The sequence below is a fragment of the Mycobacterium sp. MS1601 genome (genome assembly GCF_001984215.1).
Lineage (GTDB): Bacteria > Actinomycetota > Actinomycetes > Mycobacteriales > Mycobacteriaceae > Mycobacterium.
The window spans coordinates 1,400,282-1,424,124 of the sequence record NZ_CP019420.1 but is presented as its reverse complement, the minus strand read 5'-3'; the positions used below and the strand labels follow the sequence as shown (position 1 = coordinate 1,424,124).

The 23,843-nt window shown below is 65.5% G+C and carries 21 protein-coding genes and 1 riboswitch; of the genes, 13 read left to right on the top strand and 8 right to left on the bottom strand.

What is annotated here, in order from left to right; translation table 11 throughout:
* Position 1: 1 nt before the first annotated feature.
* Positions 2-523: an isoprenylcysteine carboxyl methyltransferase family protein gene (locus BVC93_RS06890; protein WP_083736510.1), complete on the top strand. Its 522-nt coding sequence runs from the start codon at positions 2-4 to the stop codon at positions 521-523.
* Positions 520-1,536 carry an NAD(P)/FAD-dependent oxidoreductase gene (locus BVC93_RS06885; protein ID WP_083736509.1) on the top strand — a complete coding sequence of 339 codons (1,017 nt, stop codon included), beginning with the start codon at positions 520-522 and terminating at the stop codon, positions 1,534-1,536. Before BVC93_RS06890 ends, BVC93_RS06885 begins: the two co-directional genes overlap by 4 nt.
* Here the strand turns inward: BVC93_RS06885 and BVC93_RS06880 are convergent.
* The 6 genes from BVC93_RS06880 to BVC93_RS06860 form a co-directional block, all read right to left on the bottom strand.
* A complete protein-coding gene (locus tag BVC93_RS06880; RefSeq protein ID WP_083736508.1) occupies positions 1,533-2,945 on the bottom strand; it encodes an HNH endonuclease signature motif containing protein in 1,413 nt (470 codons plus the stop codon). The genes BVC93_RS06885 and BVC93_RS06880 overlap by 4 nt on opposite strands.
* Before the next feature lie 95 nt (positions 2,946-3,040).
* The gene (locus BVC93_RS06875) at positions 3,041-3,901 is read right to left on the bottom strand and encodes a transporter substrate-binding domain-containing protein (protein ID WP_250638135.1); all 861 of its coding nucleotides are present in this window, start codon (positions 3,899-3,901) and stop codon (positions 3,041-3,043) included.
* Between the two features lie 25 nt (positions 3,902-3,926).
* The gene (locus BVC93_RS34415; RefSeq protein WP_250638134.1) at positions 3,927-4,142 is read right to left on the bottom strand and encodes a transporter substrate-binding domain-containing protein; all 216 of its coding nucleotides are present in this window, start codon (positions 4,140-4,142) and stop codon (positions 3,927-3,929) included.
* A 1-nt stretch (position 4,143) separates the two neighbouring features.
* On the bottom strand, positions 4,144-5,085 hold the full coding sequence (ku, locus tag BVC93_RS06870; protein WP_083736507.1) for a non-homologous end joining protein Ku: 942 nt from the start codon (positions 5,083-5,085) through the stop codon (positions 4,144-4,146).
* A 37-nt stretch (positions 5,086-5,122) separates the two neighbouring features.
* Positions 5,123-6,052 (bottom strand): carbohydrate kinase family protein, encoded by a 930-nt coding sequence (locus BVC93_RS06865; protein WP_083736506.1) that lies wholly within the window; start codon positions 6,050-6,052, stop codon positions 5,123-5,125.
* On the bottom strand, positions 6,042-7,451 hold the full coding sequence (locus tag BVC93_RS06860; protein WP_083740869.1) for a mannitol dehydrogenase family protein: 1,410 nt from the start codon (positions 7,449-7,451) through the stop codon (positions 6,042-6,044). The genes BVC93_RS06865 and BVC93_RS06860 overlap by 11 nt, the downstream gene beginning before the upstream one ends.
* Positions 7,452-7,592: 141 nt before the next feature.
* On the opposite strand from BVC93_RS06860, the gene BVC93_RS06855 reads away from it, so the two are divergent.
* The 11 genes from BVC93_RS06855 (at position 7,593) to BVC93_RS06805 (ending at position 22,561) form a co-directional block, all read left to right on the top strand.
* Entirely contained in the window at positions 7,593-8,609 is a 1,017-nt protein-coding gene (locus tag BVC93_RS06855) for a sugar-binding transcriptional regulator (protein WP_442929028.1), read from the top strand.
* Between the two features lie 18 nt (positions 8,610-8,627).
* Entirely contained in the window at positions 8,628-9,998 is a 1,371-nt protein-coding gene (locus BVC93_RS06850) for an ABC transporter substrate-binding protein (RefSeq protein WP_083736504.1), read from the top strand.
* On the top strand, positions 9,998-10,957 hold the full coding sequence (locus BVC93_RS06845; RefSeq protein WP_083736503.1) for a carbohydrate ABC transporter permease: 960 nt from the start codon (positions 9,998-10,000) through the stop codon (positions 10,955-10,957). The genes BVC93_RS06850 and BVC93_RS06845 overlap by 1 nt, the downstream gene beginning before the upstream one ends.
* A complete protein-coding gene (locus tag BVC93_RS06840) occupies positions 10,957-11,826 on the top strand; it encodes a carbohydrate ABC transporter permease (RefSeq protein ID WP_083736502.1) in 870 nt (289 codons plus the stop codon). Before BVC93_RS06845 ends, BVC93_RS06840 begins: the two co-directional genes overlap by 1 nt.
* Before the next feature lie 15 nt (positions 11,827-11,841).
* On the top strand, positions 11,842-12,921 hold the full coding sequence (locus tag BVC93_RS06835; protein WP_083736501.1) for an ABC transporter ATP-binding protein: 1,080 nt from the start codon (positions 11,842-11,844) through the stop codon (positions 12,919-12,921).
* Between the two features lie 91 nt (positions 12,922-13,012).
* Positions 13,013-13,663, top strand: a complete 651-nt coding sequence (locus BVC93_RS06830) for a cysteine hydrolase (protein WP_083736500.1) — start codon at positions 13,013-13,015, stop codon at positions 13,661-13,663.
* Between the two features lie 2 nt (positions 13,664-13,665).
* A complete protein-coding gene (locus BVC93_RS06825) occupies positions 13,666-15,387 on the top strand; it encodes an MOSC and FAD-binding oxidoreductase domain-containing protein (protein WP_083736499.1) in 1,722 nt (573 codons plus the stop codon).
* Positions 15,379-15,502: riboswitch (cobalamin riboswitch) on the top strand. It overlaps the preceding gene by 9 nt.
* A gap of 30 nt (positions 15,503-15,532) precedes the next feature.
* Positions 15,533-17,095: an ABC transporter substrate-binding protein gene (locus tag BVC93_RS06820; protein ID WP_083736498.1), complete on the top strand. Its 1,563-nt coding sequence runs from the start codon at positions 15,533-15,535 to the stop codon at positions 17,093-17,095.
* Between the two features lie 24 nt (positions 17,096-17,119).
* Positions 17,120-18,085 carry an ABC transporter permease gene (locus tag BVC93_RS06815; protein WP_083736497.1) on the top strand — a complete coding sequence of 322 codons (966 nt, stop codon included), beginning with the start codon at positions 17,120-17,122 and terminating at the stop codon, positions 18,083-18,085.
* Entirely contained in the window at positions 18,082-20,253 is a 2,172-nt protein-coding gene (locus BVC93_RS06810) for an ABC transporter ATP-binding protein/permease (RefSeq protein ID WP_157516807.1), read from the top strand. Before BVC93_RS06815 ends, BVC93_RS06810 begins: the two co-directional genes overlap by 4 nt.
* 25 nt (positions 20,254-20,278) lie before the next feature.
* Positions 20,279-22,561 carry an ATP-dependent DNA ligase gene (locus BVC93_RS06805; RefSeq protein WP_083736495.1) on the top strand — a complete coding sequence of 761 codons (2,283 nt, stop codon included), beginning with the start codon at positions 20,279-20,281 and terminating at the stop codon, positions 22,559-22,561.
* A gap of 45 nt (positions 22,562-22,606) precedes the next feature.
* Here BVC93_RS06805 and BVC93_RS06800 read toward each other — a convergent pair whose 3' ends face one another.
* Together BVC93_RS06800 and BVC93_RS06795 are read right to left on the bottom strand one after the other, a co-directional pair.
* On the bottom strand, positions 22,607-23,326 hold the full coding sequence (locus BVC93_RS06800; RefSeq protein WP_083736494.1) for a hypothetical protein: 720 nt from the start codon (positions 23,324-23,326) through the stop codon (positions 22,607-22,609).
* Positions 23,327-23,339: 13 nt separating this feature from the next.
* A complete protein-coding gene (locus tag BVC93_RS06795) occupies positions 23,340-23,822 on the bottom strand; it encodes a winged helix-turn-helix transcriptional regulator (protein WP_083736493.1) in 483 nt (160 codons plus the stop codon).
* Between the last annotated feature and the right edge of the window lie 21 nt (positions 23,823-23,843).

Below are 23,843 nucleotides of genomic sequence, written 5' to 3'. Positions count from 1 at the left end.
CGTGTACTACCTGTTGATCCTGGCCGTCGGTATCGAACGGCTGGTCGAACTCGTGGTCTCGAAGCGGAATGCCAAGTGGGCCTTCGAGAACGGCGGCAAGGAATACGGCCGCGAACACTACCCGGTGATGGTGATCATCCACGCGGCCCTGCTTGTCGGATGTGTGGTCGAGGTGTGGGCACTGGACCGCCCCTTCATCCCGTGGCTGGGGTGGACGATGTTCGTCATCGCCGTGTTGACCCAGGTACTGCGGTGGTGGTGCATCACCACTCTGGGTAAGCGGTGGAACACCCTGGTCATCGTCATTCCCGACGCACCGTTGGTGAACTCGGGACCTTACAAGTACAAGTGGCTGCACCATCCCAACTATCTGGTGGTGGTGATCGAGGGCATCGCACTGCCGATGATCCACACCGCATGGATCACCGCGATCTGCTTCACCCTGGCGAATGCCTGGTTGCTCAGCGTCCGGTTACGGGTGGAGAATGAGGCGCTGGGTTACACCGTCCCAAGTAGGTCATGAGCGGCTTCGACACAGATGTTCTGGTAGTGGGTGGCGGTCCCGGTGGACTGGCCACCGCACTGCATGCCCGCGCACGCGGGCTGTCGGTGATCGTGGCCGAACCGCGGGAATCACCGATCGACAAGGCGTGTGGTGAAGGACTGATGCCCGGTGGTCTGGCCGAATTGGCCGCCCTGGGTGTGGATCCGGCCGGCATGCCGTTCCGTGGGATCGCCTACTCCGACGGGAAACGTCGTGCCGAAGCGCGCTTCCGTGACGGGATGGGCCGGGGGATCCGCCGCACCACACTGCACGCCGCCCTGGCTGCCCGAGCCAAAGAGGTGGACACCGAGTGGGTTTCGACGAAGGTTGGCACTGTTATCCAGGACGCCGACGGTGTGACGGCGGCCGGCATCCGGGCCCGCTACCTGGTGGGCGCCGATGGACTGCACTCGGCGGTGCGTCGTTCGGTGGGCATCGCCTCGACTGTCGGCAGCCCGCGACGCGTGGGGCTGCGCAAGCATTTTCACGTACCGGTGTGGTCGGAGTTCGTGGAGGTGCACTGGTCACCCCACGGCGAGGCCTATGTGACACCGGTTGAACCGGACCTGGTGGGCGTGGCCATCTTGAGCACCGACCGCGCAGACCTGAGTTGCTTCCCGTGGCTACAGGAGCGGCTACGCGGTGCGGAGCACACGAAGGAACGAGGGTGCGGGCCGCTGCGCCAGGTGGTCTCGCGGCGGGTGGCCGGCCGAGTGCTGCTGGTGGGTGATGCCGCAGGTTACGAGGACGCGCTCACCGGCGAGGGCATGAGCTTGGCGGTCAAGCAGGCCGCCGCAGCCGTCGCTGCCATCGCCGCCGACCGGCCCGCTGATTACGAGAAGGACTGGCACCGCATCACCCGGCGCTACCGGTTGCTGACCCGCGGCCTGGTGCTCGCCACTGCCACTCGATTCGGCAAGAAGGCCGTCGTGCCCAGCGCCGCGTCACTGCCGCCGGTGTTCCGGCTGGCGGTCAACACATTGGGGCACTAGTCGTCTGCCTCCGCACCGGTAGCCGGCGGACCGGGTTGGTTGTCGGGGTTGAGGGTGCGTTCTGGGAAGTGCATGGTGTTGGTGCGGGGTTGTCCGCTGTCGAGTTCTGGGGGTGGGGTCCATTCGGTGACACCATCGTCGGGGCGGTTGCGGGTGGTCCACCCGGTGGTCTCGACCAACCTGTTGTCCGGTCCACACGCCAGGGTCAGATCCTCGATGTTGGTCTGGCCGCCGTGCTGCCAATCGGCATTCGCATGATGAACCTGCGACCGATACGCACTGGCGGTGCAGCCAGGCATGGTGCAACCCCGATGTTTAGCCAACAACATCAACCGCTGCGCGACGGAGGCGGTGCGCCGCGACCGCCCCAGATGCAGCGGCAACCCTTTACCGTCGAACAACGCCAACCAGGGTCGGGAGTGGGCGGCCACAGCCAGGACGTCGGACATCGGGAGTGGGGTGCCGCCGGCGGTGACACCGTGCCCGATGCGGTTTTCGAGGTCAGTCAGGTTGGCGACGATGATGAGGGTGGCGGGCAGCCCGTTGAGGGTGCTGATCGGCATGCCGGTCAGCAGTTGGCGACACATCCACATCAACGCATCATGATTACGTTGGCCCTGGGTGCGGGTGTCGGCCCGTTTCTGCTCCTCACTCGGCGTTCCCGATACACACGGGGTGTCGTCGTTGGGGTTGCCCATGCCGGGAGCGGCGTGCTTTTCCAGGATCGGTTCCAGCAGTGCCCAGGCATGTGGGGTGAGCAGTCCGTCGATCGGAATCAACCCATCCGGGCGCTGCGTGCCGCGCCGCAGGTACGCCCGCGCCACCCGATCCTCATCGCAGAACTCGCTGTCCTGGTTGAGCAGGTACGCCAACCGGTCAGCGGCTCTGACGAACTCGTCGACGGTCAACACGGACGCGTGTGTGGCCAGTTCAGCTTCAGCGGACTCCCGGGTCTGGGCATCAACAAACGCCGGAAGTTTACGGAAGAACGACTTGATGGTGGTGATGTGGTCGGTGCTGATCACTCCGTGGGCTTGGCCGTGGGCCACTGTGGGCCACACCGGCGCCAAGGGTTCCCCCGTCATCGACTGCCGCGGGCCCAACAACTCCGCGTTCTTCAGGCGGCGGTAGGCGTCGGCGTCGCTGATCCGCAACCGGGCGGCCAGCACCTTGGTGAAGCTTGTGGCTCCGAGTTGTTTCGGGGTGCATTCCGTTGTGAGGCGTTGGTAGACCGTGTGATCGAGCACCGGCTGCTGACGGGCCACGGTTTCGCGGCGTTGCTGGAGCTCCAACAATTCCCCATGGGTGAACCCGTCAATCGAATACCGGTTCATCCGCGCGGTCGCTTCTTCGATCAGCGTCAGGTCAGCCAGCATCGCCTCCCTGTCCTGCACCGCCGATCCACCCATAACTCGAACAGTAGTTCGACCCACCGACACAAAAGCTCGCTGTGTGGCAACAGATGCTGAAGTGGCACAAGAGGTTTAGCCGCGGTGCGGCTGGGTCAGTTGATGCCGTCGTCGCCGAACCATCTCTGGAAGATGACGTCGTAGGTGCCATCCTCGCGCATGCTCAGCAGGGTCTGGTCCACGGGCTTGCGTAGGTCGCTGCCCAACGCAAGAACCAGTCCGTAATCCTCTTTCTGGAAGATCGGCCCGGCCGTCACTGCCACGCCTGCGCCTTGGTGAGCGACATAGTGTTGTAGCACTGGTGCGTCGAAAACCACTGCGTCGAAGCTTCTCTCACGCAATGCGCGGTAGCATTCCTCGATACTGGACATCTCGGCGGCGGTGATCCCCATTCGGTGCAGATAAGCAGACGACGTTGTGTTCGACACCGTGACCACGCTCTTGTCGTACAGATCGGCGGGACCGCGGATGGGCGACTCGAGCTTGGCTACCGTCAGAGCCGCGGTCAGATTGGCGGTGTAGAAGGCGACGAAGATGACGCTGACCAACGCCCACAGCGTTGCAACCAGCCGCGCCAGACCGTGCCTCGGGGACGCGTTCACCCGGGCGGCCAGCATTCCCAGCCCCCAGCCAAACGCCTGGAAGATACCGGGAAAGTAGGCACGCGCCATCGTGGAATCTGCATGTCGACGTTCGACGGCCCACAGAATGTGCGCCGGCAGCAGTGTGATCACCAGTGCGGCCAACAGATACAGCAACATCAGCTTGGAGAACAACAATTCGAGAAACCCGGTAAGGCCAGGGCTGGACACCTCCGTGGTACGTGCGGGTACGACGATCTGTAACCCGGCGTCGAGGATGGGTTGGGAAAAATCGAAGTTCTGCTCGCGCGCGGCGGTGATCGATACGCCGCTGGCGCCGACGTCGGCGAGACCGTCGGCCACAGCCGTGAGCATCGCGGGAACATCCGCGACAGCAAGTCTAATTGGTGGTCCATTCCTGCCGGTCGGCGATTTCGTCCCACAGATCGACAGTGAAACCCGTCCACTGGTCACCGTTGCTGACCACAAACGGGCTCACGGTGTGCACGGCAACCGTTACCGTCCGGGGTGCGGCACCGGCAGGTCCGGTCGGAGTGCCGGCACACAGCGCTACGAGCAGCACGACGCAGAGCAGAGCTCGCAGCCGCGGCGTCACCTCAGCTGGACTTCTTGGCGGCCGCTTTTTTGGCCGGAGCCTTCTTTGCGGCCGCTTTGGCCGGAGCCTTCTTGGCTGCCGCTTTCTTGGCTGCCGCTTTCTTGGCGGGCGCCTTCTTCGCGGGTGCCTTCTCGGCATCCTCGTCGGAACTACCGCGGCGTTTCTTCACGCTGGCTTCCAGTGCGGCAAGCAGGTCCGAGACGTCCTCGGTCTCGTCGAGCTCGGTAGGCTGTTCCTCGACGGTGAACGCCTCGCCGCCTTCGAGCTTGGCCTCGACGAGCTCGCGCAGCTGCTCCTGGTAGTCGTCGTGGAATTGGTCGGGGTTGAAGTCGTCGGCCATCGAATCGACCACCTGCCCGGCCATTTTCAGCTCGGCGGGCTTGATCTCGACCTTCTGGTCCAGCACCGGGAAGTCCGGGTCGCGGATCTCGTCGGGCCACAACAGAGTGTGGATGGTCATGACGTCGCGCTTGTTGATGTCCATCACCCGCAGCGCCGCCAGCCGGGTCTTGTTGCGCAGCGCAAAATGCACGATCGCCAGGCGGTCGGTGTCCATCAGGGTCTTGGCCAGCAGCACGTAGGACTTCGACGACTTCGAGTCGGGCTCCAGGAAGTAACTCTTGTCGTACATGATCGGGTCGATCTGGTTGGCCGGGACGAACTCCAGCACCTCGATCTCGCGGCTGCGTTCCTCGGGCAGGGTCGCGATGTCTTCGTCCGTGATCACCACACTCTGGCCGTCGTCGGATTCGAAGGCCTTGGCGATGTCGCGGTACTCGACCACTTCACCGCACACCTCACACACCCGCTTGTAGCGGATGCGCCCGTTGTCCTTGGCATGCACCTGGTGGAACTTGATGTCATGGTCCTCGGTGGCGCTGTACACCTTGACCGGCACATTCACCAGGCCGAAGGCAATCGAACCCTTCCAGATGGACCGCATGAAGCCCAGTATGGCCCAGGAACGCTGCGAGCAAACGTCAGACGCGTGAGGCTGCCGCGTCCAGCGTCGCCCGGTCCGGAAGGTCGGCACCTGCCTTGGCCACCGTCAGCGCCGAGTTCAGCACTGCCGCCTCGAGCACGGTCCGCAGTTGATCGGCGTCCACGGCACGCAACGCGGCGCGGTTGTCGGCGCCCAGCAGACCCAGCGACCACAGCGCGTCGAGCAACCCCGTCATGAAGGAGTCACCCGCGCCGACGGTGTCGACCACGTCCACGGTGCGGGCCGGCACCGTGACCGCACCGGCCTGCGACACCGCGAAGGCGCCGTCACCGCCCTTGGTCACCGCGACCAGCGCCGGACCCGCTGCGAGCCAGCGGCGCGCGACCTCCTCGGGTTCGACGTCAGGGGCCAGCCAGCGCAGGTCCTCGTCGCTGGCCTTGACCACGTCACTCTTGGCCACCAGACGTTCGATCCGGTCGCGCGCCAGGTTGTCGTCGGTGATCAGCGCGGTCCGCACATTGGGGTCGAAACTCACCGTCGCCGAAACCCGATAGGTGTCCAGCAGCGCGGCAACCGCACGGCAGCCCGGTTCGAGCACCGTCGCGATGGACCCGGTGTGCACCACCAGCGGCGGACCCACTTCCGGCGTCCCCGAGAGCTCCCAGGTCAGGTCGAAGGTGTAGGTGGCCGCACCGGTGTCATCGAGTTGGGCGTGCGCCACCGGCGTGTGCGCGGCGCTGACGCTTCCCGGAACCAGGGTCACCCCTGACGACGTGACGTATTCACCGATGCGACGTCCGCGCGGGTCGTCGCCGATGTGGGTGAGGAAGTCGACGTCACGTTGCAGCCGGCCCAGCCCGACGGCCACGTTGAGTGGACTGCCGCCGACGTGTTCGCCGACCACCGCACCGCCGCGTTCCACCACATCGATGAGCGCTTCGCCGATGACCAGAGCTCTACTTGCCACGTAGCGCCTCCAGCGTCGCCCGGGCGCCGTCGCGGTGCAGCGAATCCAGTGCCCAGGTGTAGGCCTCGACGAACCGCGGCTGCTGAGCGAGATCGCCGAACAGCGCGGTGTTCTGGATGAACGCCAGCGGATTGTCCTTCTGCGACTTGGCGATCGGGATGAGTTGATCCTTGAGCTGGTCGACGATGTTGATGGGCTCGCCCTGCTCGTCGGTGCCTTCGGCGTAACGCGCCCAGCTGGCGACGATGGCCGCCGAAAGCCGGATGGGGCCGTCGTTTTCGAGATTCTTACGGATCACCGGCACCAGCCATTTCGGGATGCGATCGGAGGAGTCGGCGCACAGGCGGGCCACGGTGTCACGCACACCGGGATTGGCGAAGCGCTCGATGGCCGTGCGTTTGAAGGCGGGCAGGTCTATGCCCGGCACCGGCAGCAGTGTGGGCGTGGCCTCGGAATCCCAGTAGTCGATGAGGAAGTCGGCGATCAACGGATCTGCGGCAGCGTCGTGCACCAGCCGGTAGCCCATCAGGTGTGCGAAGTAGCACAGGCCCTGGTGGCCGGCATTGAGCAGACGTAGCTTCATCAATTCGTAGGGGGTGACGTCCTCGACGGTCAACACACCCACGTCCTCGTAGGGCGGGCGGCCGTCGACGAACTTGTCCTCCAGCGCCCACGCGGTGAACGGTTCGGCCACCACCGGCCACAGGTCGTCGATACCGTCCTTCTCGGCCAGGGTCTCGATGACATCGGGTGTGGTGACAGGCGTGATGCGGTCCACCATCGAGTTGGGGAACGTGGTGTGCTCGGCCATCCACTCGGACAACCCGGGGTGGAACTTGTCGGCGAAATCGCTGAACGCTTGCTGCGCCACGTGGCCGTTGCCCTCGATGTTGTCGCACGAGACGATGGTGAACGAGGTGATTCCACGCTCGCGGCGGCGTTCCAGAGCTGCGGTGACCAGGCCGAACACCGAGCTCTCGTCGGCATCAACGATGTTGTAGCCGCCCTCGGTGATGGTCAGCTCCACGATGCGGGTGCTGGGTGCGGCCAGCAGTTCGATGACAGCCTCGGGGTCGTCGGGGGCGAACTTGTAGTCGACGATGGAACCGATGACGCGGACGTCACGGCTGCCGTCGGGGTTCACCAGGATCAGCGTGTACAGCCCGTCCTGGGCGTCGAGGGCGTCTTTCATCTTGCGATCCTGTGGCAGGACGCCGACTCCGCAGATGCCCCAATCCTGCGCTTTCCCCTGTTCGAGCAGCTTGTCGATGTAGTAGGCCTGATGTGCCCGGTGGAACCCGCCGACCCCGAAATGCACTATGCCGACCTCGATCTGGTCGCGGTCGTAGCTCGGCTTGGCGACCGGCAGTTGGGACAGGGTCTCGCTGTTGAGTTTCATGAACACATCACCTCCGCGACGTTACCGCTGAGAACCGGACCGAGGAACAGTGTTGTGTGCGTCACATTTTCTATGTTAGCGTGGTGAGCAAGTGCACGCACCCTTGAGCAAATGCTCACGGGTGTACGAAAGGCGGAATCTGTGACGGTGGCCAGTGGCAGAGCACCTGAAGCTCGGGTAGCCGCTGGTCACGTTGCAAAACCCGAGGATCTGCGGCTGGCGCTGCGCGCGGCCACCATGTACTACCTCGATGGCCTGACGCAGGCGGAGATCGCCCAACGGCTCGGGGTCTCCCGGCCCACCGCGGGCCGTTTGGTGGCCAGGGCGAAAACCCGCGGTCTGGTGCGCATCGAGATCGTGGTGCCCGCGGATCTGCGTGACGATCTGCACGCCGAGGAGGAACGTGCTCTCGAGGAGCGGTTCGGTTTGGTCGAGGCCGTGGTTGCCGGACACGGCGTCGACATCGGGTCGCCCGGGCGCCCGGAGACCTTCGCCAGCGTGGGCCGGGCCGCAGCGGCGCTGCTGACCCGCCGCCTGGCGCCGGAGGACACCCTCGGATTCACCTGGGGCCCGGAGAACGTCGCCGTCGCGCAGGCGCTGCCCGCCGGTGTGGCAACCTGCCGGGCCGTGGTTCAGCTGGACGGATCGATGTCGACGGCCGCCTACCAGACGGGCACCGAGTTCATCTTGAGCCGCTGCGCCGAAGTGCTGCATGCCGACACCTACCGCTTGCCTGCGCCCCTGTATGCCGACCCCGCCACAGTCGACTCGATCCGCAACGACTCCGGGATGTCGCGCACGCTGGAGGCCGGGCGCCGCGCCGAGGTGATGATCTTCGGCATCGGTGCGGTGTCCACGTCGACCACCCTCTTCGAGGGCAGCTTCCTTGATACCGGGATGCTCGACGAGCTGGTGTCCCTGGGCGCCGTAGGCGAGATCGGTGGCCGCTTCTTCGACGCCGACGGCCGCGCGATCGACAGTGAGCTACAGCGCCGCGCGGTGTCGGTGGCGCTCGAAGACATCCAGGCCTGCCGCGTGACCATTCTGGTGTCCAGCGGCGCCACCAAGCACCACGCCACCCTCGGCGCGCTTCGGGGTGGTCTGGCGCGTTTCCTGGTTTGCGATATCGATTGTGCACGTTGGCTTTTAGAGCAGTAGTTCCAGAGAGGGGTTAAGGTGAAAGCACAACGACGAGCGCTACACCGACTGGCGGCATGCATTTCGGCGGTGGCACTGACCTTCGTCGCCGGGTGCTCAGGCGCCGGCAGCCTCGGCGCCTCGGACAACGAGGTGACCATCGCGCTGGTGTCCAACTCGCAGATGACGGACGCCCAGAAGTTGTCGTCGCGCTTCGAGGCCGAGAACCCCGGCACCAAACTGAAGTTCATCACCCTCTCGGAGAACCAGGCCCGCGCCAAGATCACGATGTCGACGGCCATGGGTGGCAGCGAATTCGACGTCGTGATGATCAGCAACTTCGAGACCCCACAATGGGCTCGCGACGGGTGGCTGTTGAACCTCTCCGAATACGCCCGCGAGACACCTGGTTACGACGAAGGCGATTTCATCTCCTCGCTGCGGGACTCACTGTCCTACGAGGGCAACATGTACGCCGTTCCCTTCTACGGGGAATCGTCGTTCCTGATGTACCGCAAGGACCTCTTCGAGCAGGCCGGCATCCAGGTCGACCAGAGCGCCGACTACCAGCCCACCTGGCAGGAAGTCCGGGACTGGGCCGCGCAACTCAAGACCGACGACCGGGCGGGCATCTGCCTGCGCGGCAAGCCGGGCTGGGGTGAGGTGCTGGCACCGCTGGACACCGTGATCAACACCTTCGGTGGTCGTTGGTTCGACGAGAACTGGAACGCGCAGCTCAACAGCCCCGAGGTCAAGGAGGCGGTGAACTTCTACGTCGACACCCTGCGGGAGTCAGGTGAACTCGGCGCTGCGTCAACCGGATTCCAGGAATGCGCCAACCTGTTCGGCCAGGGCCAGACGGCAATGTGGTACGACGCTACCTCCGCGGTGTCGGTGCTCGAGGACCCGAACTCCTACCCCGAACTGCAGGGCAAGATCGGCTACCTGCCCGCGCCGATCGTCGAGAAGCCCAACTCGGGCTGGCTCTACACCTGGGCGCTGGGCATCCCGAAGGGTGCCAAGAACCCCGACGGCGCCTGGAAGTTCATCTCCTGGATGACCAGCAAGGACTACATGAAGCTGGTGGGTGAAGAGCTGGGTTGGGCCCGCGTCCCACCCGGCAGCCGCACCTCGACGTACACCGAACTGCCGGAGTACGAGGCGATCTCGCAGTCCTACGGGCCACTGACCCTGCGCTCGATCGAGGGTGCGTCGCCGAACGAGCCAACGGTGGACCCGGTGCCCTACACCGGCGTTCAGTTCGTCGGCATCCCCGAGTTCCAGGATCTCGGAACCCGGGTGAGCCAGCAGATCAGCGCGGCGATCGCCGGACAGAAGTCCGTCGACGAGGCGTTGGATCAGGCACAGGAGTACGCCGAAGTGGTCGGCAAGACCTATCAGGAGAACTGATGACACTCACCGCTGATGCCGGCGCCGACACCGCCGAGCGCGTACGCAAGATCAAGGAGAGCAAGGACGTCGGCGTCAGCCGCGCCGAAGGGTGGCGACGCAGGGGACCGTTGCTGCCGGCGTTGATCTTCATGATCGTCGTCACCCAGATACCGTTCCTGTTCACGCTCTACTACTCCACGTTGTCCTGGAATCTGGTGCGCCCGGGTTCCCGGCAGTTCGTCGGCCTGGACAACTACCTGGCCGTGGTCAAGGACAGCCAGTTCTGGTCGGTGGCGGGCAATACCGTGATCCTGATCGTCGGCGTGGTACTGATCTCCGCGTTCCTGGGATTGCTGCTTGCGCTGCTGCTGGACCGGGCGTTCCTCGGCCGCGGCATCGTGCGGACCCTGCTGATCACCCCTTTCCTGGTCACCCCCGTTGCCGCGGCACTGATCTGGAAGACCACCATCCTGGATCCCACCAACGGCATCCTGAACTGGCTGCTGTCGCTGGTGGGAATCGGGCCGGTGGACTGGATCGGGCAGTTCCCTCTCACCATGGTGATGGTGGAACTGATCTGGCAGTGGACACCGTTCATGATGCTGCTGATCCTGGCCGGCCTGCAGTCCATGCCCCGCGACATCCTGGAGGCCAGCGGTGTCGACGGCGCAACGGCGTTCCAGTCGTTTCGTGAACTGACGCTGCCGCACCTGCGCAGGTTCATCGAGCTGGGTGTGGTGCTGGGCGCGGTGTATCTGGTCAACACGTTCGACGCCATCTACATGATGACCCAGGGCGGCCCCGGCATCGCGAGTGCGAACCTGCCGTTCTACATCTACCAGCGTGCGTTCCTCGGCTTCGACATGGGCCAGGCAGCAGCGATGGGTGTGGTGGTGGTGCTCTTCACGCTCGTCATCGCCAACTTCGCGCTGCGACTGATCTTCAAATCGTTCACCGGCAAGGAAGAGGCAGCCTGATGACCACTACAGCCGAAAGAACTGCGGTGCAACCGGATCCGGGCGTCGTCCACAAGAAGAAGTCACGCAGGTTCAGTCCGTGGGGACTGGTCGCCTGGCTCGTGGGCCTCGGCTTCTTCTTCCCGGTGTTCTGGATGATCCTGACGTCCTTCAAGCAGGAGGGCGACGCCGCCACCAGCCCACCGAAGCTGATCTTCACCCCGACACTTGATCAGTACAGCGCGGTGTTCAGCCAGGGTATCGGCCCGGCAATGCTGAATTCGCTGTTCGCCACCGGGCTTTCGACCATCCTGGTGTTGCTGCTCGGTGTCCCCGCGGCGTTCGCATTGTCACTGCGACCGGTGCGCAAGACACAGGACGCGTTGTTCTTCTTCATGAGCACCAAGATGCTGCCGATCGTGGCGGTGATCCTCCCGCTGTACGTGATCGTCTCCAATGTCGGTCTGCTGGACAATATCTGGGCACTGGTCATCCTCTACACGGCGATGAACCTGCCGATCGCGGTCTGGATGATGCGGTCGTTCTTCCTGGAGGTGCCCGGTGAGCTGCTGGAGGCGGCCTCGCTGGACGGCGCCAGTCTGTGGCGATCGGTCCGCGAGGTGATCCTGCCGCTGGTCTCACCCGGCATCGCGGCCACCGCACTGATCTGCGTGATCTTCGCGTGGAACGAATTCTTCTTCGCGGTGAACCTCACCGCGGTCAATGCCTCGACCATGCCTGTGTACCTCGTCGGCTTCATCGCCGGTGAGGGTCAGTACTGGGCCGTGCTGTCCGCGGCCGCCACCATGTCAGCACTTCCCGTGATCCTCTGCGGGTGGTTCGCCCAGAACAAACTCGTCCGCGGCCTGTCCTTCGGCGCCATCAAGTAAAGGAACCAAACTCCAATGGCCTCAATCGCATACAAGAACGCCACCTGCATCTACGAGGGCTCGGACAAACTCGCGGTGGACTCACTGAACCTCGACATCAACGACGGTGAGTTCGTGGTCCTGGTGGGACCGTCCGGATCCGGAAAGAGCACCGCGCTGCGGATGCTCGCCGGACTCGAGGAGATCGACGAGGGCACCATCGAGATCGGCGGCAAGAACATGGTGGGCGTGCCGTCCAAGGACCGCGATATCGCCATGGTGTTCCAGAACTATGCGCTGTATCCCAACAAGACCGTCGCCGAGAACATGGGCTTCGCATTGAAACTGCGCGGGGTCTCGGCCGACGAGCGGCGCCGCAAGGTCGAGGATGCCGCCAAGATCCTGGACCTGACCGAGTTCCTGGATCGCAAACCCGCCAAGCTGTCCGGCGGCCAGCGCCAGCGGGTGGCGATGGGGCGGGCAATCGTGCGTGAGCCGCAGGTGTTCTGCATGGACGAGCCGCTGTCCAACCTGGATGCCAAACTGCGCGTGCAGACCCGCACCCAGATCGCCGCACTGCAGCGTCGCCTGGGCACCACCACCGTCTACGTCACCCACGACCAGGTGGAGGCCATGACCATGGGCGACCGGGTTGCGGTGCTGCGCAACGGGAAACTGCAACAGTTCGCCTCGCCGTCGGAGCTCTACGACAACCCGGCCAACGCCTTTGTCGCCGGCTTCATCGGCTCTCCGGCCATGAACCTGCTGACGGCGCCCATCGTCTCCGACGGGGTGCGCATCGGAGATGCCTCCACGCTGGAACTGGAGCGCGATCAACTGACCAGATTGCACGACGCCGGACTCACGGAGGTCACCGTCGGGGTGCGGCCCGAGCAACTGGAGCTCTCGGACTCCGGCACCATCGAGGTGGTGGTGGACCTGGTGGAGGATCTCGGCAGCGAGGCCTACCTGTACACCCACGCGTCACCGGGTGTGCAGCTGGTCGCGCGCTCCCTACCCCGCACGCCTGCGCGGCTGGCCGAGACCGTCAAGCTGCGCAAGACCTCAGACGGCGTGGTGCATCTGTTCCACCCGGAAAGTGGAGAACGGCTCTGACACTGCCGAAATCGGGCGAATAAGCGGGACTGTCCGCGGATAGCTCGGCGGAACTGGGAGGATCCGGAGGAATCGAGAGAAGAGGACCTCCATGCACTACCACCCCTCGGATACCGCAGTGCTGATCATCGATCCACAAAACGATGTGCTGAGCCCGGCCGGACGCAACTGGGAGGTGCTGGCGGCGAGCATCACCGAGAACAACACCGTCGCCCACCTGGTCGAACTGCTGGGGGCCGCCCGCGCGGGCGGCTACCCACTGGTGGTCTCACCGCACTACTTCTATCCGGTTGATCACACGTGGTTGTTCAACGGACCCCTGGAATCCGACGAACTGAGCAGCGACACCTTCGCACGTCAGGGTCCGCTGACCCTCGACGGTTTCGCCGGCTCCGGCGCGGACTGGCTCGACGACCTCCGAGAGTTCATCGAAGACGGAGCCACGGTGGTGGCCAGCCCACACAAGGTGTGGGGCCCGCAGACCAACGACGTGGTGCTGCAACTGCGAAAGCGGCGGATCACGAAGGTGGTTCTGTGCGGCATGCTGGCCAACATCTGCGTGGAATCGCACCTGCGCGACCTCCTGGAGCAGGGCTTCGAAGTGGCCGTGGTCCGCGACGCCACCGCGGGCCCGCGTCACCCCGTGCGCGGTGACGGCTACCAGGCCGCGCTGATCAACTTCGCCTACCTGGCGCACGCGGTGGTTTCCACCGACGAGATCGTCAGCGCCATGAGGGGCTAGAGATGGCGACCCTGGTCTCGGTCAATGTCGGTTTGCCCGCCGATGTGGACTGGAACGGACGGACCGTGCACACCGCGGTCTACAAGTACCCGGTGGCCGGGCCACAGACTGTGCGCCGCCTCAATATCGACGGCGACGGGCAGGGTGATCTGGGTGGGCACGGCGGCGAACAACGCGCTGTCCTGGTGTACCAGCTGGAATCGTATGACTACTGGTCGGCGGTGCTGCAGCGAGATGATCTGCGGCCGGGGCACTTCGCGGAGAACTTCACCGTCGACGGCCTGGCGGATCACGAGGTTTGTATCGGTGACCGGTTTCGGGTCGGCGGCGTGGTCCTGGAGGTCACCCAGCCGCGGGTGACCTGCTACCGGGTCGGATTGCGGCTGGGCGAACCGCGGATGCCTGCGATGCTGGTCTCGCATCGGCGTCCCGGGTTCTACTGTCGGGTGATCGAGGAGGGCCTGGTGCAGGCCGGCGACACGATCACCAAGATCTCGGCAGGGCCCGAGCACATCTCGGTCGCCGACATGGACGCGCTGCTGTATCTACCCGGGCATGCCCGCGACGATCTGGAACGGGCACTGAGGATCCCGGCCTTGAGTCCAGGCTGGCAGGGATCCCTGCGGGCGTTGGCAGACGCGGGCGAGGGCCGCGGCAATGTCGGACTGAGTTCGGTTGCCTCCGGCGCCCCACCGGCCTGGCCGGGGTTCCGCGCGCTGCAGGTGGTGGGGCTGCAGCGGGAGAGCCGCGACGTCCTGTCACTGAGGTTGGCTGCGCCCGACGGCTTGCCCGCCTGGTTGCCCGGCCAGTCCGTGACCGTGCGACTGCAACCGGATTCCGGAAGCGCGGTGGTACGGAGCTATTCGCTGTCCAACCTGGCAGGCTCCGCCGAGTTCCGCATCAGCGTCAAGTTGGAGCCCGACGGCCGGGCAGGGGCGTACCTGCACAGTCATGTTCGCGTCGGTGACACCCTCGACGTGGCCGCACCCCGCGGTGCGTTCGTGCTCGACGACGGCGACAGCCCGATCATGTTGTTATCGGCGGGCATCGGAGTCACTCCGGTGTTGTCGATGCTGCACACGTTGGCCAAGAGACGCTCCGAGCGAGAGGTGTGGTGGGTGCACGGTGCCCGAGCTGGTGCCGAGCACAGTTTCGCCGCCGAGGTGCAGAGCCTGCTCGATCAGTTGCCGAACAGTCACCGCCACATCGTCTACAGCACACCCGGCGCGGGTGACGTGGATTTCGACGGAACGGGGCGGCTGTCCCTCGAGGTACTGGCCGGCCTGGGAGTGCCCGCCTCCGCGGAGATCTATCTGTGCGGCCCGGACCGGTTCATGGCCGCGATGTCGGCCGGGCTGGACGCCGCACATCTGCACGCCGAGACCTTTGGCGCCGGTGCTGCTTTGACGCCGGGCCTGGCTGCCACCACGCCAGTACAGCCGCACGCACCGCAGGGCCGGGCCGGCACCGGTCCCGGTGTCGCCTTTGCGCGCAGTGCTCTGACCGTTGCATGGAGTGACCGCTTCGAGACTCTGCTCGACTTCGCCGAGGCCTGCGATGTGCCAACCCGGTGGTCGTGCCGCACCGGGGTGTGCCACACCTGTGAGACCGTACTGCTGTCCGGCGAGGTCCGCTACGACCCCGAACCGCTGGAGCCGGCCGCGGCAGGCAACGTCCTGCCGTGCTGCGCCCGCCCAACCACCGATGTGGTGATCGACCTGTGATGGTTGAATGGTCTGCGTCCCACGCAGGGAAACGTCGGTGTGAATCCGAGGCTGTCCCGCAACTGTGACCTGCTTGCGTCCAGCGCGAGCAGGGAGCCAGATCGCCTGCGTGGGTTAGTGACACCACGAGGATGGACAACCGAACATGTTCGAACGACGTCGTTTCCTGCTGGGCGTAGGTGCTGGCGGGCTGGCCGCCCTGGGCGCCCCGGTTCTGCTGAGTAGCTGTGGCAGCGAACATTCCACGGCACCGAACTCGGGTGAACCCGTCACCGGTGGCACGCTCAGGACTGTGTTCGCGGGAACCTCGGCGACCGCGGACGTGCTGGACCCTCACGTGGTGGGACATTCCGCGGGCGGAGCACTGTCGAAGAGCGTGTGGGATCGCCTGGTCGAGTACAACAACGACCTGACGCTGCGCTACCGCCTGGCCGAAGCACTGGAACCCAACGCTGACGGCACTCAGTGGCGGGTGAGGCTGCGGCCGGCAGTGGAGTTCAGCGACGGGTCCCCGCTGACCGCCCGCGACGTCATGTGGAGCTTCGAGCGGATGCTCGACCCCGACAAACCCTCCTCGGGCGACCTGTCCATGGTCGACCTCGCCGGCAGTCGGATGATCGACGATCTGACGCTGTCCATCGCCATGAACGAGCCGCTGGCCGACTTCGGTTCGGTACTTGCCGGTTGGTATGTCTACGTCGTCAAGAACGGCACCACGACTTTCGACTCGGACACCCTGCCCGTCGGCACCGGGCCCTTCGTCGCGGAGTCCTGGTCACCGGGCGACCGGGCCCGGCTGATACGCAACGACCGCTACTGGGACGGACCGGCTCGTCTGGACGCTGTCGAGATGTTGCAGATCGCCGCGGCCGAACCAAGGCTGAATGCGTTCTTGTCCGGCGAAGCCGACGTGGTCTACGAACTGGCCCCCGCGCAGGCGAACACCCTGCGCGATCAGCCCGACATCTACCTTGTCACGCCGCCGGCGGGAATCATGTCCGCCTTCCAGATGCGACTGGACGCTGCGCCGTTCGACGACGAGAGGGTGCGCGAAGCACTCCGATTGTCGGTCGACCGAGAAGCGATGGTCGATTCGGTGTTCTACGGCTTCGCCGAGCAGGGCAACGACCTGTACGGAAAGGGCGCGCCGTTCTACAACTCGGAGCTGCCCCAACGGAGCTACGACCCGGACAGGGCGCGGGAGTTGCTGCGCGCAGCGGGCCACGAAAACCTCACCGTCACACTGCACACCGCCGATGTGAGCCCAGGACAGTTGGAGTCGGCGACACTGTTTGCCGAGCAGGCCAAAAAAGCCGGTATCACCGTGGAGTTGCAGACCGAGCCCAACGACATCTACTTCTCGCAGATCTCCGGCAACCGGCCGTTCACTCAAACGGGCTGGTGGAACTACAGTCTGGACTACTTCTACGGGCAGACCATGACGTCGGACGCACCCAGCAACGGCACGGGATGGAAGAACCCCGAGTGGGACCGCATGTTCGCCGAAGCCAGGGCCGCCATGGACACCACACGCAGGGCGGAGCTCTACGCCCAACTGCAGGAACAGCTCTGGAACGAAGGCGGCTACATCCTGCACACCTTCGCGCTGCAGCCGACCGCGGTCCGCAACCATGTGCAAGGGATCCGCGACGGCGTGCCGGGCACCGGTGACTGGGCCAACTTCTCCACCAGCTGGGTGCTCCAGTGACCCGTCTGCGCGGCTGACGCGCCCGTGGCTCGTTATCTCGCCCGTCGGATGGCCGGCGCGCTGCTGGTGGTGGTGATCGTCGCCGCCGCGGTGTTCTGGTTGTTCGAACTGCTGCCGGGCGATGCGGCCACCATCCTGCTGTCCCGGCAGGGAGCCGGACAGCCCGATCCCCGCCAACTCGAGATGTTGAGGGCTGAATTGGGGCTCGACCGTCCGGCTTTGGAGAGATTCGCCGAATGGGCGGCCGGACTGGCCGGCGGTGATCTCGGGGTCTCGTTGCTGTCACAACGACCGGTGTCGGAGATCATCGCCCCGCTGTTGGGCAACTCCATGGTGCTGGCGGCGGTCACCGTCGCGATCCTGATCCCGCTGTCGGTGACCCTGGGACTGGCGGCGGGCGCACGCCCGGGAACCCGCTTGGACAAGGTGGTCAGTTCGGTGGCCCTGTCCGCGGAGTCGGTGCCGCCGTTTGTCATCGGAGTGTTGTGCATCTCGTGGTTGGCGCTGGGACTCGGCTGGTTCCCTGCTGTCTCGCTGGTACCCCGAGGCACCAGCCCCCTGGAGCGGCCGGAGATCCTGGTGCTGCCGGTACTGTGTCTGCTCTGCGGCCTTGCGCCCCATCCCATCCGGGTGGCCCGCGCTCAGATGGGCGAGGTGATGAGCAGCGACTACATCACGGCTGCCCGGATCAACGGCATACCCGAGCGGCGACTGGTGTTGCGCCACGCGGCACCCAACGCGCTGTCGGCGGCCCTGCACCCCCTGGCTGGAGCCGTGGTGGGGCTGGTGGGTGGGATCGCCATCGTGGAGGTGCTCTTCGCCTACCCCGGCCTGGCACACGAACTGCTGAGGGCCATCTCGGGTCGTGACCTGCCGTTCGTGCAATCTGCAGCGGTACTGCTGGCCGCCTTCGGCGTGTTCGCCTATCTGATCGCCGATATCGTGGCGATGCTGCTCACCCCATCCGGCCGGAATGTGTTGCGGCGGTGAGCCGTATCCCAGTGAGCTTCGCGGCGCTGATGCTTGTGGCCCTGGGTGTGCTGGTGGCGTTGGGGCCGATGCTGGCGCCGTATTCACCCACCGAGGCCCACGGCATGCCGTTCCAGACACCGTCCGCGCGCCACCTGCTCGGCACCGATTTTGTGGGCCGAGACGTCCTGTCACGCGTGCTCCACGGTGGCCACCGATTGATCGTCCTCGCGGCGACGGCGCTCACCGCCTCCTACGCGCTGGGTGTGGTGATCGGCTTGACCGCCGGAATGCGCCGCCGCGCCGACGGCTGGCTGATGCGACCGGTCGACGTCATCATCGTATTGCCCTGGTTCCTCCTGGTGGCGGTGATGGCCGCGGCGGTCGGTAAGGGGCCACTGGCGATCATGTGCGCGACGGCCATCGTGTCCACCCCATGGGTGGCGCGGATAGTGCGGACCGCCACCATCGAACTGATGTCAACCGGGTTCGTCGAGGCCGCGCAGGCGCGCGGCGAGAGCACGTGGCGCATCGCGACCCGCCAGATCCTGCCCAATCTGCGTCCGGTGCTGATCGCCGACGCCGGCATCCGGTTGTCGGCCACCGTCGCCGTGGTGACAGCCAGTAGTTTCCTCGGGCTCGGCACTGCTCAACCGGCACCGGACTGGGCGTTGATGGTGGCCGAGAACCATTCGGGAATCGGTATCGCCCCGCTGAGCGTGCTGGTTCCCGCACTGCTCATCACGACGCTGGTTGTGGGGGTCAACCTGCTTGCCGACCAGGTTGGGGGATCACCGGTGGGCAGCTCTGCGACTGTGTCACAACACAACCGGACCGAACACGACGGCGGTCTGCACATGCAGGATGTCACCGTCACTGCTCCCGGCGGCAGACGGATCCTCGATGAGGTGAACCTCGACGTGGCCGCGGGCGGGAGCATCGCGCTGGTGGGCCCCTCCGGAGCGGGCAAGACCACCCTGGCACTTGCGATGCTGGGTGCCGTTGCACCGGGGCTGAGTTTGCAAGGGACTGTTCGCCTTCCGGCCGCGCATCGCCGCGCTGTGGGGTATGTGCCGCAAGACCCGGCGACGGGACTGAATCCGGCGTTACGGATCGAGACTGCCTTCCGGGAGGTGCAACGGGTGTACGGAAGGCGGGGCCATGCAGAGATCAGTACTGCGCTGCGTGACGTGGATCTGCCCACCGACCGGCAGTTCCGGCGCCGGTATCCCCATCAGCTCTCCGGTGGACAGCAGCAGCGAGTGCTCCTTGCGATGGCGTTGATCGGCGATCCGGCGGTGGTGGTGCTCGACGAACCGACCACCGGTCTGGACAGCGCGACCGCCGAGGTTCTTGTCGCCACGCTGGCGAAGCTGCGTGCCGCAACCGGTGCGACGTTCGTCGTCATCACCCACGATCTGGCAGCGGTGCGCTGCCTCGTCGACGAGGTCGTCACGGTCCGCGGCGGCCGACTCACCTCCGGGGAGCCCGCCACGCTCACCCCTCGTCCGGCTCCCGCGCGGCTGGACCCGACTGTGGAACCAACCTTGCTCGCCGACCATCTGACGATCGGGTACGGGCGCGTTCCGGCCCTCGACGGTCTGACGCTCGGCATCGGGCGCGGCGAATGTGTCGCCCTGGTAGGCAGGTCGGGCACCGGCAAGTCCACCCTGGCGCGCTGCCTGGCCGGACTGCACCGCCCGGCATCCGGCCGCATCCTGCTCGGCGGCGTGGAGCTGGCGCCTGCAGCATCGGCCCGCACGCCCGATCAGCTGCGCGCCATCGCGCTGGTGTTCCAGAATCCCCGTCGCTCACTGAATCCCCGCTGCACCGTCGCAGTGGAACTGAACCACGCTCTGCGGCTGGTGCCCGGCATGTCCCGGGACCGCCGGGCAAGTGCGGCACGACGGTTGACGGAGCTGGTCGGCCTCGAACCGGCACTGCTCACCCGGCGGACGGGCACACTGTCCGGCGGGCAGGCACAGCGAGTGGCACTGGCCCGCGCGTTGGCTCCGGGGCCGCGGTTGCTGATCTGCGACGAGATCACCTCCTCACTGGACCACGACAGCCGCGACGACATTCTGGATCTGCTGCGTCGTCTGACCTCTGCAGGTGTGAGCGTGTTGTTCATCAGCCACGATGAGGAAGCAGTGGCCAGGGTGGCCCACCGGGTGATCCGGGTGGGGTGATCGACAACGGGTATACCGTGCTGTCATGGAGCGCTTGGGACGTGTCCGGCTGACAAATGCCGACAAGGTGCTCTATCCGCAGACCGGAACGACCAAGGCCGAGGTCTTCGACTACTACGTCGCGATCGCCGAGGTGATGGTTGCGCACACCGCGGGCCGGGCCGCCACCCGCAAGCGCTGGCCCAACGGTGTGGAACAACCGTCGTTCTTCGAAAAGCAGCTGGCCTCCAGCGCGCCGGACTGGCTCTCGCGGGGCACCGTGAAACACGGGTCCGGCAGCATCACGTACCCGATCATCGACAGCCAGGAGTCGCTCGCCTGGATCGCGCAGCAGGCGGCTTTGGAAGTGCATGTACCGCAATGGCGTTTCGAATCCGGGGTGGCGGGACCGGCGACCCGGCTGGTATTCGACCTGGACCCCGGCGACGACGTACCGATGAGCCAGTTGTGCGAGGTGGCTCGCGCAGTGCGTGACCTGATGGCCGACGTCGGCCTGACGGTTTACCCGCTGACCAGCGGCAGCAAGGGCATGCACCTGTACGCGCGGTTCGCGGACCCGGTGTCCTCGCGCGGTGCGGTGGTGCTGGCCAAACGTGTTGCACAGCAGCTGGAACAGGTGATGCCAAAGAAGGTCACCTCGTCGATGAGCAAGAGTCAACGCGCCGGCAAGGTGTTCCTGGACTGGAGCCAGAACAGCGGGTCGAAGACCACCATCGCCCCCTATTCGCTGCGCGGCCGCGAGCGGCCGACGGTCGCGGCGCCGCGCACCTGGGAGGAACTGGACGCCCCGGAATCCCTGGAGCACCTCACGTTCGACGAGGTGCTCGCTCGTGTCGCCTCCGACGGTGACCTTCTGGAGGCCCTGGATCCCGACGCACCGGTGGCCGACAAGCTCACCACCTACCGCACCATGCGCGACGCCGAGAAGACGCCGGAGCCGGTGCCCTCATCGAAACCTGGAGTGGGCAAAGACAATACATTCGTCATCCAGGAACACCATGCGCGGCGGCTACACTACGACTTCCGACTGGAACGCGGCGGTGTGCTGGTGTCCTGGGCCGTGCCGAAGAACCTGCCGGAGACGCCGTCGGTGAACCATCTGGCCGTCCACACCGAAGACCATCCGCTCGAGTACGCCACCTTCGAAGGGGACATCCCGCGAGGCGAGTACGGCGGCGGCAAGGTGATCATCTGGGATTCCGGAACCTACGAGGCGGAGAAGTTCCGGGATGCCGGCGTCGACGGAGGGCCGATCGGCAAGGGCGGTAAGGGTCATGAAAAGGGTGAAGTCATCGTCACGCTGCACGGCAGCAAGATCACCGGCCGGTACGCGCTGATCCAGACCGACGGCAAGAACTGGATCGCCCACCGGATGAAGGAGCAGGCCCAGCCAGGAATCGGCGACTTCGCCCCGATGCTCGCCAGCCATGGATCGGTGGCGAAGTTGAAATCCGGCACCTGGGGGTTCGAGGGCAAGTGGGACGGCTACCGGCTGCTGGTGGAAGCCGACCACGGGACACTGAGATTGAGGTTCCGCAGCGGCCGTGATGTCACCGGTGAGTTCCCCCAATTGCAGTCTCTTGCCGCCGACCTCGCCGACCATCATGTGGTGCTCGACGGCGAGGTGGTGGCACTCGACTCCACCGGGGTGCCGAGTTTCGGAGAGTTGCAGAACCGGGCGCGCTCCACCCGCATCGAGTTCTGGGCCTTCGACCTGTTGTTGTTGGATGGTCGATCCCTGTTGCGCGCCAAGTACTCCGACCGCCGTCGTCTACTGGAGGCCTTCGCCGACGGCACCGACCTGATCGTCCCCGAACAGCTTCCCGGCGACGGGTCGCAAGCGCTGGAGTATGCGCGCGCACACCGCTTCGAAGGGGTGGTGGCCAAGAAGAAGGACTCGACGTATCAACCGGGGCGGCGGTCGGCGTCGTGGATCAAGGACAAGCTGTGGAACACCCAGGAGGTGGTGATCGGCGGTTGGCGCCAGGGCGAGGGCGGCCGGTCCAGTGGCATCGGCGCGCTGCTGATGGGGGTTCCCGGTGACGACGGGCTGGATTTCGCCGGCCGCGTCGGCACCGGATTCACCGAAAAAGACCTGACCAAGCTCAAGAAGATGCTCACTCCCGTTGATGAATCCCCGTTCAGTACAGAGCTCGTCGGCCCCGACGCCCGGGGTGTCACCTTCGTGGACCCGGTGTACGTGGGGGAGGTGCGCTACAGCGAGCGGACCTCCGACGGTCGCCTGCGGCAGCCGAGCTGGCGGGGACTGCGGCCGGACAAGGAGCCGTCAGAGGTGGCGTGGGAGTAACTGCGGTAGCTGCAACAAGGTGCACGCCGTCAGGACTCGCCGGTGTCACCCGACCTGTATGTCCGTCAGCTCGATGGAGACCACCAGCTGATCGAGTACGGGGTGCCCGGACTCGTCGCGCACGTAGATCATCCGCCTGGCTGGAACAACAATGCCGTCGACGGTCACGAAGTCCGAGACATAGTGTGCCGCAGGTGATTGGCCGGCGATGTCCACCTGGTAGTCCCGCCGCCGGATCAAGCCCTGTTGGTCGATGTAGAGCACCTGTGACGGGCAGTGGGTGGCGATGTCCGGCGGGTAGTCGACGTGGAGCCGACGCCAGCTCTGATTGTCCTCCGTCCACGTCGACCCCTCGGTGAGGGTGACGCCGGGCAGGGTGAGATTCAGCGGCTCGGCCAGGTAGGTCCACATGGCGTAGCCGGTGAAGTACGCCAATTGCAGTGCAGTCCAAGGTGTGTGCAGATCGTGGCCTGCGAATGACGAGCGCGGGTCGTCGAGCTTGTCGACGCATCCGCCGTCCAGGGTTTCGATCGCCACGCGCTGTGGCCGGTAGTCGCTGCTGCGATCAGCGGCGGTGAAGGGGTGCAGCGAGGTGTGCTGCTGCTGGATCCAGACGGTGATCTCACCCTCGTCGACAATGCCGGTGACCTGCTTCAGATACCAGATGGCACCGCCGAACCGCTTGTGTGCGCGGATGGTCTCCACGTTCCTCCACCGCGCCATTCCGCCGTATGCATCCAAGACCTCGTCAACCAGGGTGCTCATGGCGCTCAGGTTCTCAGTTGGGTGCGTCGGGCGGTATAGGTTGGCTGACTGTTTCACCGGGGCGCGGTGCCAGCAGCACCTCGGTGGGTTCGATGATCCGGCCGTCGCGGCGGCTCAACACCGCCCGCACCGGCTTGCCGCTGGCGGTCTCGACGAAACGGTAGCCACTGTCGGTGTCCGACGGCAGATGGGTCCGGCCCCACTGTCCCAGCGCGACAAGGATTGTGCTGGCCTCGTGACCGGCCTCGGTCAGTTCGTAACGTTGGCGCCGCCGGTCACCGGGCTCCTGGTAGTCGACGACCTCGAAGACGCCCGCGGCAACCAGTGCCGAAAGCCGACTGCTCAGAATGTCGGGCGCCACGCCGAGTTCGCTGCGGAAGTCGGAGAACCGGGACCGTCCCTGCATGGCCTCGCGCAGGATCAGCATGGACCATCGTTCACCCAGCACTGCCATGGCACGCGCGATGGGGCAGTCGTCGTTCAGCTTCTTCTTCATGCAGCTCCCGATCTTCTGGAT